Origin of the sequence: Pseudomonas syringae group sp. 26L6, assembly GCF_032587815.1 — a bacterium.
In the GTDB taxonomy this organism is placed as follows: Bacteria; Pseudomonadota; Gammaproteobacteria; order Pseudomonadales; family Pseudomonadaceae; genus Aquipseudomonas; species Aquipseudomonas amygdali.
The window spans coordinates 18059-30647 of the sequence record NZ_JAWHPJ010000021.1; the positions used below are offsets into that span (position 1 = coordinate 18059).

12 protein-coding genes are annotated in these 12589 nt (G+C 60.0%); 8 read left to right on the forward strand and 4 right to left on the reverse strand.

All coding sequences use genetic code 11. The features are described from left to right. Positions 1-3 precede the first annotated feature (3 nt). From fecE to RYA97_RS13065, 4 genes are all read left to right on the forward strand, one after another. Complete coding sequence (fecE, locus tag RYA97_RS13050; protein WP_117140145.1) at positions 4-795, forward strand: Fe(3+) dicitrate ABC transporter ATP-binding protein FecE; 792 nt, start codon at positions 4-6, stop codon at positions 793-795. A 283-nt stretch (positions 796-1078) separates the two neighbouring features. Continuing rightward, positions 1079-2173: a BMP family ABC transporter substrate-binding protein gene (locus tag RYA97_RS13055; RefSeq protein WP_117140144.1), complete on the forward strand. Its 1095-nt coding sequence runs from the start codon at positions 1079-1081 to the stop codon at positions 2171-2173. A gap of 75 nt (positions 2174-2248) precedes the next feature. Further along, on the forward strand, positions 2249-3214 hold the full coding sequence (locus tag RYA97_RS13060; protein WP_057404553.1) for a 2-oxoglutarate and iron-dependent oxygenase domain-containing protein: 966 nt from the start codon (positions 2249-2251) through the stop codon (positions 3212-3214). Positions 3215-3292: 78 nt separating this feature from the next. After that, positions 3293-4246 carry an adenosine deaminase gene (locus tag RYA97_RS13065; RefSeq protein ID WP_005742922.1) on the forward strand — a complete coding sequence of 318 codons (954 nt, stop codon included), beginning with the start codon at positions 3293-3295 and terminating at the stop codon, positions 4244-4246. A 246-nt stretch (positions 4247-4492) separates the two neighbouring features. Here RYA97_RS13065 and RYA97_RS13070 read toward each other — a convergent pair whose 3' ends face one another. Both RYA97_RS13070 and RYA97_RS13075 read right to left on the reverse strand, forming a co-directional pair. Then, on the reverse strand, positions 4493-5185 hold the full coding sequence (locus RYA97_RS13070; RefSeq protein ID WP_002555525.1) for an ArsR/SmtB family transcription factor: 693 nt from the start codon (positions 5183-5185) through the stop codon (positions 4493-4495). Between the two features lie 436 nt (positions 5186-5621). Then, the gene (locus tag RYA97_RS13075) at positions 5622-6545 is read right to left on the reverse strand and encodes a LysR family transcriptional regulator (RefSeq protein ID WP_002555526.1); all 924 of its coding nucleotides are present in this window, start codon (positions 6543-6545) and stop codon (positions 5622-5624) included. A 112-nt stretch (positions 6546-6657) separates the two neighbouring features. Between RYA97_RS13075 and RYA97_RS13080 the strand changes: the two genes are divergently transcribed. Next, the gene (locus tag RYA97_RS13080) at positions 6658-7671 is read left to right on the forward strand and encodes a zinc-binding alcohol dehydrogenase family protein (RefSeq protein ID WP_005778965.1); all 1014 of its coding nucleotides are present in this window, start codon (positions 6658-6660) and stop codon (positions 7669-7671) included. A 54-nt stretch (positions 7672-7725) separates the two neighbouring features. Here RYA97_RS13080 and RYA97_RS13085 read toward each other — a convergent pair whose 3' ends face one another. Continuing rightward, positions 7726-8922, reverse strand: a complete 1197-nt coding sequence (locus tag RYA97_RS13085) for a multidrug effflux MFS transporter (protein WP_005742926.1) — start codon at positions 8920-8922, stop codon at positions 7726-7728. Between the two features lie 137 nt (positions 8923-9059). Further along, positions 9060-9257 (reverse strand): heavy-metal-associated domain-containing protein, encoded by a 198-nt coding sequence (locus RYA97_RS13090; RefSeq protein WP_004659353.1) that lies wholly within the window; start codon positions 9255-9257, stop codon positions 9060-9062. A gap of 146 nt (positions 9258-9403) precedes the next feature. On the opposite strand from RYA97_RS13090, the gene RYA97_RS13095 reads away from it, so the two are divergent. The 3 genes from RYA97_RS13095 to cueR all read left to right on the forward strand — a co-directional run bounded on the left by RYA97_RS13095 (position 9404) and on the right by cueR (position 12447). Beyond that, entirely contained in the window at positions 9404-9784 is a 381-nt protein-coding gene (locus RYA97_RS13095) for a hypothetical protein (RefSeq protein ID WP_002555530.1), read from the forward strand. 69 nt (positions 9785-9853) lie between these two features. After that, entirely contained in the window at positions 9854-12052 is a 2199-nt protein-coding gene (locus RYA97_RS13100; RefSeq protein ID WP_117140142.1) for a heavy metal translocating P-type ATPase, read from the forward strand. Beyond that, entirely contained in the window at positions 12049-12447 is a 399-nt protein-coding gene (cueR, locus tag RYA97_RS13105) for a Cu(I)-responsive transcriptional regulator (RefSeq protein WP_005742930.1), read from the forward strand. Before RYA97_RS13100 ends, cueR begins: the two co-directional genes overlap by 4 nt. The last annotated feature ends 142 nt before the right edge of the window (positions 12448-12589 follow it).

A 12589-nucleotide genomic window follows, 5' to 3' on the forward strand; every position in this document is an offset into this window, starting at 1 on the left:
CCCATGAGCATTCTGAAGGCGCAGCAACTCGACATCGGCTACGGCGCAACGCGGATCGTGCAAGACCTGTCGTTCAGCCCGCCGCCTGCGCAGGTCACCGCGCTGATCGGCCCCAACGGTTGCGGCAAATCCACACTGCTCAAGGCGTTTGCACGGATTCTCACCCCGCAATCGGGCAGCCTCAGCCTGGACGGCAAAGCCTACAGCCAGCTCTCCGCCAAAGAGCTGGCCCGCAAGGTGGCTTTTCTGCCGCAAGTGCTGCCCATTCCGGAAGGCGTCAGTGTGCGTCAACTGGTGGCTTACGGACGCAGCCCGCACAACAGTCTGTGGGGACGTTTGAGCGGGGCCGATCAGCACAGTGTCGAACAAGCGCTGCAACGCATGGAGCTGGAAACCCTGGCCGACCGGCCGCTGTCCGACCTTTCCGGCGGGCAGCGCCAACGAGCGTGGCTGGCGATGATCCTCGCGCAGGACGCCGCCATCGTCCTGCTCGACGAGCCCACCACGTATCTGGACATCAGCCATCAGGTCGAACTGCTGGACCTGATGCGCGAACTCAGCGCCGAAGGCAAAACCGTGATTACCGTGCTGCACGACATCAATCAGGCCTGTCGCTATGCCGACCATCTGGCGGTCATGCAGGGTGGACGTCTGGTGACCTGCGGCGCGCCGGGCGATGTACTGACGGCCGAGCTGGTCTGCCAGGTGTTCGATGTGCAGGTGCAGATCATGCGCGAACCCGTGGCCGGTACGCCAATGTGCATTGTCGAGCGCAGCACGCGCTGCACCAGTTAGCGGCGCAGCCCACCACACCTGCACCTTCTCGCTGCACTACGCGTTACACACAAGTCTGTTTTAGATTCTGGCCGAAGGCCGTGGGAGCGAACTTGTTCGCGAAAGGGTCGGCATATTCTCCGAAAATGCATCGTCTGAACGACCTCCTTCGCGGACAAGTCCGCTCCTACACACGCACTATTGCTACAGGGTGAAGCAAGCCCGCATCGTAAGTTGTCCTGTTGGTCAGTTATTTGCATTGCTCGGGTATGCACTCCAACAAGACCGCAAGGAGCTAGACCCGATGCACCTGACCAACCCACGTCGTCCTCTGAAAAAACTGCTGTGTGCCATGGCCGCCGTTGTCGGCATTGGCTCCAGCCTGCTCGCCTCGGCAGGCGATCCGCTGAAAGTCGGATTCGTCTACATCGGCCCCATTGGCGACCACGGCTGGACCTATCAGCACGAGCAGGGCCGCCAGGCGATGGTCAAGGCGCTGGGCGACAAGGTCAGCAGCAGCTATGTGGAAAACGTGCCGGAGGGCGCGGACGCCGAGCGGGTTATCCGCAACATGGCCAAGGGCGGTTACGACCTGATTTTCAGTACCTCGTTCGGCTACATGAACCCCACGCTGAAAGTCGCCAAGCAGTTCCCCAAGGTGAAGTTCGAGCACGCGACCGGCTACAAGCAGGACAAGAACATGGGCACGTATCTGGCCCGTACCTATGAGGGTCGCTACGTGAGCGGCTACATCGCCGCGAAGATGACCAAGACCAAGAAGATCGGTTATGTCGCCTCGTTCCCGATTCCTGAAGTGCTGCGCGACATCGACGCCATCCAGCTGGCGCTGAACAAATACAACCCGGGCACCGAGATCAAGGTGGTGTGGGTCAACTCCTGGTTCGATCCGGGCAAGGAAGCCGATGCTGCCAACGCACTCATCGATCAGGGCGTTGACGTGGTCTTCCAGCACACCGACAGCCCTGCGCCGATCCAGACCGCCGAGCGTCGTGGCGTCTATGCAGTTGGCTACGCTTCGGACATGGCGCACTTCGGGCCGAAAGCGGTACTGGCTTCCATCGTCAACAACTGGGGCCCGCATTACATTCAGGCCGCCGAGGGTGCAATCGCAGGCACCTGGAAACCACAGGATTACTGGGGCGGCCTGAAAGAGGGTACGGTCGAGTTGCCGATCAGCGACGTGGTGCCTGCTGATGTGAAGGCTGAGGCGCAGAAGATCATCGCCAGCATCGAAAGCGGCGAATTCCATCCGTTCACCGGGCCGATCAAGGACCAGAACGGTACCGTGAAAATTGCTGACGGCGTGGTTGCAACCAACGCTGAGCTGGCGTCGATGAACTATTACGTCGAAGGGATCAAGGCCGAACTGCCTAAATAACCGCCTGGCGTCTCGTGCCTGCTTCGGCGGGCACGCTCATCGACAGCGAACACCACATGATTTCCAGGACCGTTAATGGACCAGCTTCCCGTCATCGACATAGCCCCGCTCTACGGCACCGACCTTGAGGCCTGGCAGGATGTCGCCCGGCAGATCGACAGTGCCTGCCGGCAATGGGGTTTCTTTTATATCAAGGGCCACCCGATCAGCGCGCAACGCATCGAACAGGTGCAATCGGCAGCCAAAGACTTTTTCGCTCGTCCGGCAGCCGAAAAGCTCATCATCGACATCACGCAAAGCACCCATCATCGCGGCTACGGTGCCATCGCTACAGAGCAACTGGACCCCAGCCTGCCGAGCGACCTGAAGGAAACCTTCGACATGGGCCTGCATCTGGAGGCAGGCCATCCCGACGTGCTGGCTGGCAAACCATTGCGCGGGCCCAATCGGCACCCGGACATTTCCGGCTGGGAAAGCCTGATGGAACAGCATTACCTGGACATGCAGGCATTGGCGCAAACCCTGCTGCGCGCCATGACCCTGGCGCTGGGCATCGAACGCGATTTCTTCGATCAGCGCTTCAAGGACCCGGTCAGCGTGCTGCGCATGATTCATTACCCGCCGCGCGACACGGCGACCTCGGCCGAGCAACAAGGCGCAGGCGCGCATACCGATTATGGCTGCATCACCCTGTTGTATCAGGACACGGCGGGCGGCTTGCAGGTGCGCGACGTGCGGGGCGAATGGATCGACGCACCGCCGATTGACGGCACGTTCGTGGTCAACCTCGGCGACATGATGGCGCGCTGGAGCAACGACCGTTATCTGTCCACGCCGCACCGGGTTATCAGCCCGCTTGGCGTCGACCGCTATTCGATGCCGTTTTTCGCCGAACCGCATCCCGACACGCGTATTGAATGCCTGCCCGGTTGCCAGAGCGAAAGCCAGCCAGCGCGCTATCCTGTTACCACCTGCGCCGAGTTTCTGCTGTCGCGCTTTGCTGATACCTATGCTTACCGCCGCGATCAGGAGGCAAGTTGAACGTTCGGTCAGGTTTTACCCTGCGCAGCGACGTGCATCTGTAGAATGCCCGCGATCTGCACCTGATGAGAAAAGAATATGTACGACTGGTTGAACGCCCTGCCCAAGGCAGAACTGCACTTGCACCTCGAAGGTTCGCTGGAACCCGAGTTGCTGTTCGCCCTGGCAGAGCGCAACAAAATTGCCCTGCCGTGGAATGACGTCGAAACCCTGCGCAAGGCCTATGCCTTCAACAACCTGCAGGAATTCCTTGATCTGTATTACCGCGGTGCGGACGTTTTGCGCACAGAGCAGGACTTCTACGACCTGACCTGGGCTTACCTGCTGCGCTGCAAGGAACAGAACGTTATCCACACCGAACCGTTCTTCGATCCGCAAACCCACACCGACCGTGGTATCCCGTTTGAAGTGGTGCTGGCCGGGATTACCGGTGCGCTGAAAGACGGCAAGTCGAAGCTGGGCGTCGACAGCGGTCTGATCCTGAGCTTCCTGCGTCACCTGTCCCAGGAAGAAGCCGAAAAAACCCTCGATCAGGCGCTGCCGTTCCGTGATGCGTTCGTCGCCGTGGGCCTCGATAGCTCCGAGATGGGCCACCCGCCAAGCAAGTTCCAGCGCGTATTTGATCGCGCCCGCAACGAGGGCTTCCTGACCGTCGCCCACGCCGGAGAAGAAGGCCCGCCGGAATACATCTGGGAAGCACTGGACCTGCTGAAGATCGAGCGCATCGACCACGGTGTACGCGCCATTGAAGACGAGCGACTGATGCAGCGCATCATTGACGAACAAATCCCGCTGACCGTCTGCCCGCTCTCCAACACCAAGCTCTGCGTGTTCGACGACATGGCCCAGCACAACATTCTCGACATGCTCGAGCGCGGCGTGAAAGTCACCGTCAACTCGGACGACCCGGCCTACTTCGGTGGCTACGTGACCGAGAACTTCCATGCCCTGTACACGCATCTGGGCATGACTGAAGATCAGGCAAAACGTCTGGCACAAAACAGCCTGGATGCACGACTGGTCAAGCCCTAAAGAGGGATTGAGCGAGTTACATCCATCGCTGCTCATGCTCTGCGTCGCAGAGGACGCAGAGCGTCCGGAACTGCATACCAACGCGGAGCATTGGCACGATAGTGGTGGGGCAGGCGCCTCCATCGTTCCTCACGCTCCGCGTGGGAATGCCTTTCGCGACGCTCGGCGTCGCAAGAGGACGCGGAGCGTCTGGAACTGCATGCAAAAACACGGTAGTGGTGGGGTGGGCCACACCTGCGGTTCCCGTCAGGCCGCCGCCGCGATCTTGCTGATTTCCCGCTGCCCACTGGAGGAGACCTGCAAGGTGCTGGGCTCCTCGGTGGTGCGCAGCCAGCCCATTTGGAAGAATAACTGCAGTAGCCCCGCCCCCAGCGCGCCGCCAAGGTGCGGGTTGCGATCATTCCATTTCGGGCAGGCACATACCGTTTCACGCTTGCGCTGTGCCAGCGCCGGAATGTAAATACCGCGCTCGGCAAAACTGGCCACACCCTTGCTTGTGACCTCGACACGCTTCTCTTGCTGTTCTATCCAGCCCGCTTCCAGAAGGCGCTGATAAAGCTCGGCGGCCATTTCGCCGCCCAGATGATCGGAGCAGATTCTTGCACGGCGTAGCGGCAACGGCGGCATGGGCTGAGCAAACCTGCGGCTGATCTGTTCGGCACTGGCCAGCGAGGCACAGGCCAGAGCTTCTACAGCGGCCCCTACTTCCGGCGCGGCGAGGCGAAAGAAGCGCTTGCGACCCCGCGCCTCCTGTTTCAACAAACCGCCGCTGGTCAGACGCGCCAGGTGCGCGCCTGCAGAAGAAGTCGAGAGTCCCGCCAAAATCGCCAACTCATCGGCAGGACGAGCAGTACCATCCATCAGTGCCCAGATCATTGCGCTGCGCTTGGGGTCGGCCAGCAATGTTGCGATCTGGCTGATGCAAGGTCCGTATTCCATGTGTTCACTCCCTGTTGAAACATTCATCTATCGTGATGACTGGGTGAAAGCAATCACGCCTCGGTAGAGTTGAACGTGGTTCTTATATGAAATGACAAGTATAAACTCTATGCCCTTCGGCCCCAGTGGGCGAAAAACGATTCGTACAAACTGTTGTTGTACAACAGCTCGAAAAAACCCACGTTTCTCTCTCGCCCGATCGGCAGGAAGATCTTCCTGCCTTAACGGCAAACCCCCTCTAGCAAAGGGGTTCCGACCATTACTTCAAAAAGAGATTGAAAAAACAAGCGTAATACCCATGACAAAACCGCCAAAACCACTCAACAACAGTCAGTTTTAACTTCGCCTGAGAGTTGAAACTTTGCACCGTTGAAACACTTTCAAATATTATATTTTCCGACACTTCCGAAGGTTATTTCCTACCCGGACGTGGCTATTAAAACAAACCAACGGGCGACGGACCTACAGCCTGTTGCTTACAACGTGACCTGAGCATTTCCAGCAACAGAATGACCGGCTTGCTGAGCTGCGCCCGGTGGGCGCATAACAGGTTCAGCGGCGCTCGCTCGCCGATCAAATCAGGCATCAGTACTTTCAGGTGCCCGGCCCGTACATCTGCGGCAACGTCCAGCCAGGATTTGTACGCCACACCTTCGCCCGCTACTGCCCAGCGGCGCACTACATCTGCGTCGTCACTGAACCGGTTGCCGCTGACCGTCAGGCTGATTTCGCGCTTGCCGTCGTTCAGCGTCCAGCGGTCATGCACACGATCACCGAGCATGAACAACAGGCAGTTATGCTGCGCCAGTTGCTCAACCTGCTGCGGTTCGCCATGACGCTGCAGGTAACTCGGCGCGGCACACAACACCCGCCGGTTGTCAGGCAACACCGGCAATGCGACCAGGCTTGAATCCTCCGGCTCGCCGTAACGCAGCGCCACATCGACCGGCTGGCGGAACAGGTCGGCAATACGATCACCCAGCAACAGGCGCACGGTCAGTTGCGGATGTTGCTGCTGAAATTCGTCGAGCCAGGGCAAGAGTACGTTACGTCCCAGATCCGACGGTGCCGAGAGTTGCAACACGCCCTCACAACGGTCCTGGCTGCTGGCCAGCAGGCGCCGCCCTTCTTCCAGACTGCCCAGTGCAGCGCGGGCATACTCCAGAAACCCCTCGCCTTCGGCGGTCAGACGCAGGCTGCGGGTCGAACGTGCCAGCAAGCGCGCACCCAATTGCCGTTCAATACGTTTGAGCGCCGCGCTGGCAACCGCCGCAGACATGTCCATCACCCGCGCTGCGGCAGAAAGGCTGCCCAGGTCCGCTGCACGAACGAACAGCTGCAAGTCGTCAAAACGCAACATCAATGCCTCGTATTATCAAAATAAAATTGAAAGAGCCTGCCGTTTTAGCGGGTTTTATCTTTACTGGAAATAGCCAATGATCTCTTCATCATTTTTCCAGAAGAGGCCCGTCATGAAAGCAATCGCGTATTACCACTCGCTGCCGATCAGCGACGCACTGTCATTGCAGGACATCGAACTGCCTGAACCGGTGGCTGGCGCTCGTGATCTGCTGGTAGAGGTCAAGGCCATCTCCGTCAACCCGGTGGACACCAAAATTCGCCAGAACGTCCAGCCCGAGGACGGCGCTCCCAAGGTGCTGGGCTGGGATGTGGCAGGTGTCGTGAAAGCGGTGGGTAGCCAGGTCACGCTGTTCAAGCCGGGTGACAAGGTGTTCTATGCCGGCTCCCTGACCCGGCCGGGTGGCAACAGCGAACTGCATGTGGTCGACGAGCGTATTGTCGGGCATATGCCGAAAACCCTGAGCTTTGCCCATGCGGCCGCGTTGCCGTTGACGGCGATCACTGCCTGGGAGCTGTTGTTCGAGCGCCTGCAGATCGCTCAGCAAAAAGGCGAAGGCTCGCACAGCCTGCTGATCGTCGGTGCAGCGGGCGGTGTAGGTTCGATCCTTACCCAGTTGGCACGTCAGCTGACCACCCTGAAGGTCATCGGCACCGCTTCCCGGCCCGAGACCGAAAGCTGGGTCCGCGAACTGGGCGCACACGAAGTGCTGAACCACAGCAAGCCGTTGAGCGAAGAACTGAAGCGCGTCGGCCTGAACCAGGTGACCCATGTGGCCAGCCTGACCCAGACCGAACAGCATCTGGACCAGTTGGTCGAGGCGCTCAAGCCACAGGGCAAGCTGGCGCTGATCGACGATCCCAAGTCACTGGATGTGTCGAAGCTCAAGCGCAAGAGCCTGTCGCTGCACTGGGAGTTCATGTACACGCGGTCGATGTTCGAAACCGAGGACATGATCGAACAGCACAACCTGCTCAACCGGGTGGCCGAGCTGATCGACGCGGGAACGCTGAAAACCACCTTTGGTGAGCACTTCGGCAGCATCAACGCAGAGAATCTGCGCCGCGCTCATGCCCTGCTGGAAAGTGGCAAGGCCAAGGGCAAGGTCGTACTGGAAGGGTTCTGAACGCGATATGGTTGTGTCAGCGCATCGCGTGACTGACACAACCGTTGCGCCGAATCAGACAGGCTTCGCCTGTGCATCCCGCGTGCCTTGCGCACGGCGTGTCAGTACCGAAAGGCCGACCGTCAGCACACCGCACAGGCTGATAACCAACGCCATGGGTGTGGCCGTGCCGTCATGCAACAAGCCCACCAGGCTGGCGGCGATGGCGGCAACACTGAATTGCAGACAACCCAGCAGCGCCGAGGCACTGCCCGCACGCGCCCACTGGCCGCTCATCGCGCAGGCTGAAGCATTGGGGATGATGCACCCAAGGCTTGCCACGCAAATGAACAATGGCACCAGCAGCGGCCAAAGCGCTTCGGTGCGCAGCAAGCTGATCGCCAGCAACACCAGCGCCGCGGTCAGATAGATCCAGACCGTTCGTGACAGCAAAAATGCCGGCCCCGTCTTGCGCAGCAGACGCGCATTGATCTGCGCGACCAGAATGAAACCCGCCGCGTTCATCCCGAACAGCCAGCCATAATGCTCGGCTGGTACGCCGTACAGCTTGATGAACACGAACGGCGACCCGGCGACGTAAGCGAACATTCCAGCCATGGCAATGCCGCCCGTCAATGCATGGCCGATGAAGACGCGGTCCTGCAGCAGGTTGACGTACTGGCGAAATGCGCCACTCAACGGCTGACGAGGCGTGCTGGCGGGCATGCTTTCCGGCAGCCCCAGTGCAACCGCCGCCAGGCAGGCACCACTGAAAAGCGCCAGGCTGACAAAGATCGATTGCCAGCCAAAGGTGCTGACCAGTACTCCGCCAAGCATGGGTGCCAGAATCGGAGCCAGGCCCATGACCAGCATCAGTTGTGAAAAGACCTTGGCCGACTCGACGGCATTGCACTTGTCACTGACGATTGCCCGCGACAACACCATCCCGGCACAGCCGCCCAACGCCTGAACGAAGCGCGCACCAATCAGCCATTCAAGGCTCGGCGCAAAGGCGCAGGCTATCGAGGCGAGCATGAACAAGGTAACGCCGAACAGCAGCGGAATGCGCCGGCCGAACCGGTCAGCCACCGGACCATAGGCCAGTTGTCCCAGGGAAAGCCCGAGAAAGTAAGCCGCGAGGGTCAACTGAATATGTTTTTCGTCGGTCCCGAAATACGAGGCCATGGCCGGAAAGCCAGGAAGATAAAAGTCGATGGCCAGAGGGCCGAAGGCACTCAATGAGCCAAGGATAAGGATTGTGCGTAGATTCATCGGGTGTCCATTAACGGGTGCAGGGCAACGGGTTAGTCTAACCGGCTTACCTTGCAGAGAACGAAGGACAGGGTAATTAATTCAAAACTTTTCAAAGTTTACAGACAGGGAGACCGCTCCGGTCTCCCTGACCCGCGTCATGCCGGCTGCGCCTGATAACCCTCTTCGCTGATCAACCTGACGATCTGCTCGGGTGACAGACTGCTTTGCACCTTCACCTGCTTGCTGGCCAGTTCAACCTGAACATCAGCGCCTGGGTCATCGTTCTTGATCGCTTGAGTCACCGCGCGAACACAGTGCCCGCAGGTCATGCCTTGAACATTGAATAACTGCATGGTGTCACTCCCTCATTGATGGATAGCGAGCATCTTCAACCTTGTCATGATGGCAAGGTCAAGTTTCTGTTATCGCTGCCGGGCTGGTATTCGTGCTGATCGTGAGCCAAGCTGACTCATCAACGTTTACATCAGGAGTATCAGCGATGCGCTGGTCAGCAGTGAGCCTCTTCAGCATTCTCGGTTTCTTGGCTATCGCACCCGCCACTCAGGCCGATCAGGATTACGGCATCCTGATCATTTCCCGAGAGCGCCTGGAAGTCGCGACCTCCTGTGAGATCGGCATCTATGTGCAGGACCGTCTGGCTGGAAGGCTTTTTCAGGAGGACTCGGTGTCTTTCAACCTGCCTCCCGGTGAAGTGTCGATAAGACTGAGCACCCTGCGGGGCACCGTGGTGGGCTGCGAACCGGGAATGGAAGCGCCGCGCAGCACCAAGATCCAGCTCCGCTCGGGCGATATCCTCAAATACCGTATCGCCGCGGACCTGAACGGCATGTACCTCAAGAAAGCCGACCTCAACTATTGATTCGCGCTTGACCTTGCCCATGTGGCAAGGTTGATCCTTGCAGGTATCCAGCCTCAGGGAGTGATTCACATGCAACAAACCACCACCTTCGACCTGCCGATCAGCGGCATGACCTGCGCCAGTTGTGCGGGTCGGGTCGAGCGTGCTCTGGCCAAAGTGCCGGGGGTCAACAGCGTGACGGTCAACCTCGCCAATGAGCGCGCCCATGTAGACACCGCAGCACAGACCGATCCGCAAACACTGATCGATGCTATCAGCCGTGCCGGTTACAGCGCGACGCTGGTTGAGGATCGCCACGCCGAAGCTGACCAGAAAGCACGCCACCTGCACAACGAACGATGGGCCCTGCTGTTGGCCATCGCGCTGGCACTGCCGTTGATCGCGCCAATGTTACTGACGCCACTGGGCGTTCACTGGATGCTGCCTGCCTGGGCGCAATTCGCACTGGCGACACCGGTGCAATTCGTTCTGGGCGCGCGTTTTTATCTGGCTGCCTGGAAGGCCGTACGCGCGGGCGCAGGCAATATGGACCTGCTGGTCGCCATCGGCACCAGCGCGGGCTACGGCTTGAGCGTCTATCAATGGCTGAGTGCTGCACCCGGCTCAACGCCGCATCTGTATTTCGAAGCATCGGCGGTAGTTATCGCGCTGGTGCTGTTGGGCAAATACCTGGAAAGCCGCGCCAAGCGTCAGACGGCCAGCGCCATTCGTGCCCTCGAGGCACTACGCCCGGAACGCGCCCTGCGCGTGGTCGACGGCCTCGAACAGGACGTCGCGATCAGCTCACTGCAGCTTGGCGATCAAGTGCTGGTCAAACCTGGCGAACGGTTTCCTGTGGACGGCGAAGTGGTCGAAGGCAGCAGCCATGCCGACGAAGCGCTGATTACCGGTGAAAGCCTGCCGGTGGCCAAGCAGGCGGGTGACAAGATCACGGGGGGTGCCATCAACGGCGAGGGCCAGTTGCTGGTGAGAACCACTGCGCTGGGCGCAGAAACAGTGCTGGCGCGCATCATTCGGCTGGTCGAAGACGCTCAGGCGGCCAAGGCCCCGATCCAGAAACTGGTGGATAAAGTCAGCCAGGTGTTTGTACCCACTGTACTGGGGATTGCCTTTTTCACCCTGGCAGGCTGGCTGCTGGCTGGAGCATCGCTTGAGGTGGCGCTGATCAATGCGGTCGCTGTATTGGTGATTGCCTGCCCCTGCTCTCTGGGCCTTGCGACACCTACAGCGATCATGGCCGGAACCGGCGTGGCGGCGCGCTACGGCATTCTGATCAAGGATGCAGAGGCACTGGAGCGCGCCCACGCTGTGGATGCCGTGGTATTCGACAAGACCGGCACGCTGACCGCAGGCACGCCGCGCATCACCAACATGAGTGCGGTGTCGGGCAATGAAGAACACCTGTTGCAACTGGCGGGCGCACTGCAACGCGGCAGTGAACACCCGTTGGCCAGGGCGGTGCTCGATGTGTGTCATGAATGGCAACTCAAGCTCGATGCAGCCGAAAACAGCCATGCCCTCAGCGGCCGGGGCATAGCGGGCACCGTTCAGGGCCGGGAGCTGGCGCTGGGCAATCGACGCCTACTGGATGAAAGCGGCCTGCCCATCGGCGAACTGGCCGAATCTGCGCGTATCTGGGAAGCCGAAGGGCGAACGCTGTCCTGGCTGATCGAGCAGGCCCCGGAGCCGAAGGTCATCGGCATGTTTGCCTTTGGTGACACACTCAAGCCCGGAACGGATCAGGCGATCAGGGCGCTGAACGCACGCGGCATTACCAGCCATCTGCTGACCGGCGATAACCGTGGCAGCGCTCAAGTAGTCGCCAAGGCCTTGGGGATACACGATGTACATGCCGAAGTGCTGCCTGCCGACAAGGCGGCCACCGTCACCCAGCTGAAAAACCATCATGTGGTTGCCATGGTCGGTGACGGCATCAACGATGCACCGGCGCTGGCGGCTGCGGATGTGGGTATTGCGATGGGCGGCGGAACGGACGTCGCGATGCATGCAGCAGGCATCACCCTGATGCGCGGCGACCCGCGACTGGTTCCAGCGGCGCTGGACATCAGCCGACGGACCTACGCAAAGATCCGCCAAAACCTGTTCTGGGCATTCGTCTACAACCTGATCGGTATTCCCCTCGCGGCGCTGGGCTACCTCAACCCGGTACTGGCTGGCGCGGCCATGGCGCTGTCCAGTGTCAGCGTGGTGAGCAATGCGCTGCTGCTGAAAACCTGGAAACCACATGATCTGGAGGACACGCCATGAACATCGGTCAGGCGGCGAAAAGCAGTGGTTTGAGCGCGAAGATGATCCGCTACTACGAGTCCATCGGTCTGCTGCAAGCGGCACATCGCAGCGACAGTGGCTATCGCCTGTACAGCGCCGACGATTTACACACGCTGGCGTTCATCAAACGCTCGAGAGACCTGGGGTTCTCGCTGGAGGAAGTCGGCAAACTGCTGACCCTCTGGCAAGACCGCCAACGCGCCAGCGCCGACGTCAAGGCGCTGGCCCGCCAGCATATCGTGCAGCTGAATCAGAAGATCGACGAACTGGCCAGCCTGCGCGATACGCTTCAGGAACTGGTAGAACACTGCCACGGCGACGACCGCCCGGACTGCCCGATCCTCAAGGACCTGGCGTCAGGAGGGTGTTGTTGATTGGGATGCCTGCCGCTCAAGAGCGGACGCAGAGCGTCCAGAACTGCATGCGACGCAGAGCGTCGCACGATAGTTGAGATCATCGTTCCGCACGCTCCAGCGTCGGAATGCAGTTCGTGACGCTCTGCGTCACACGGCGACG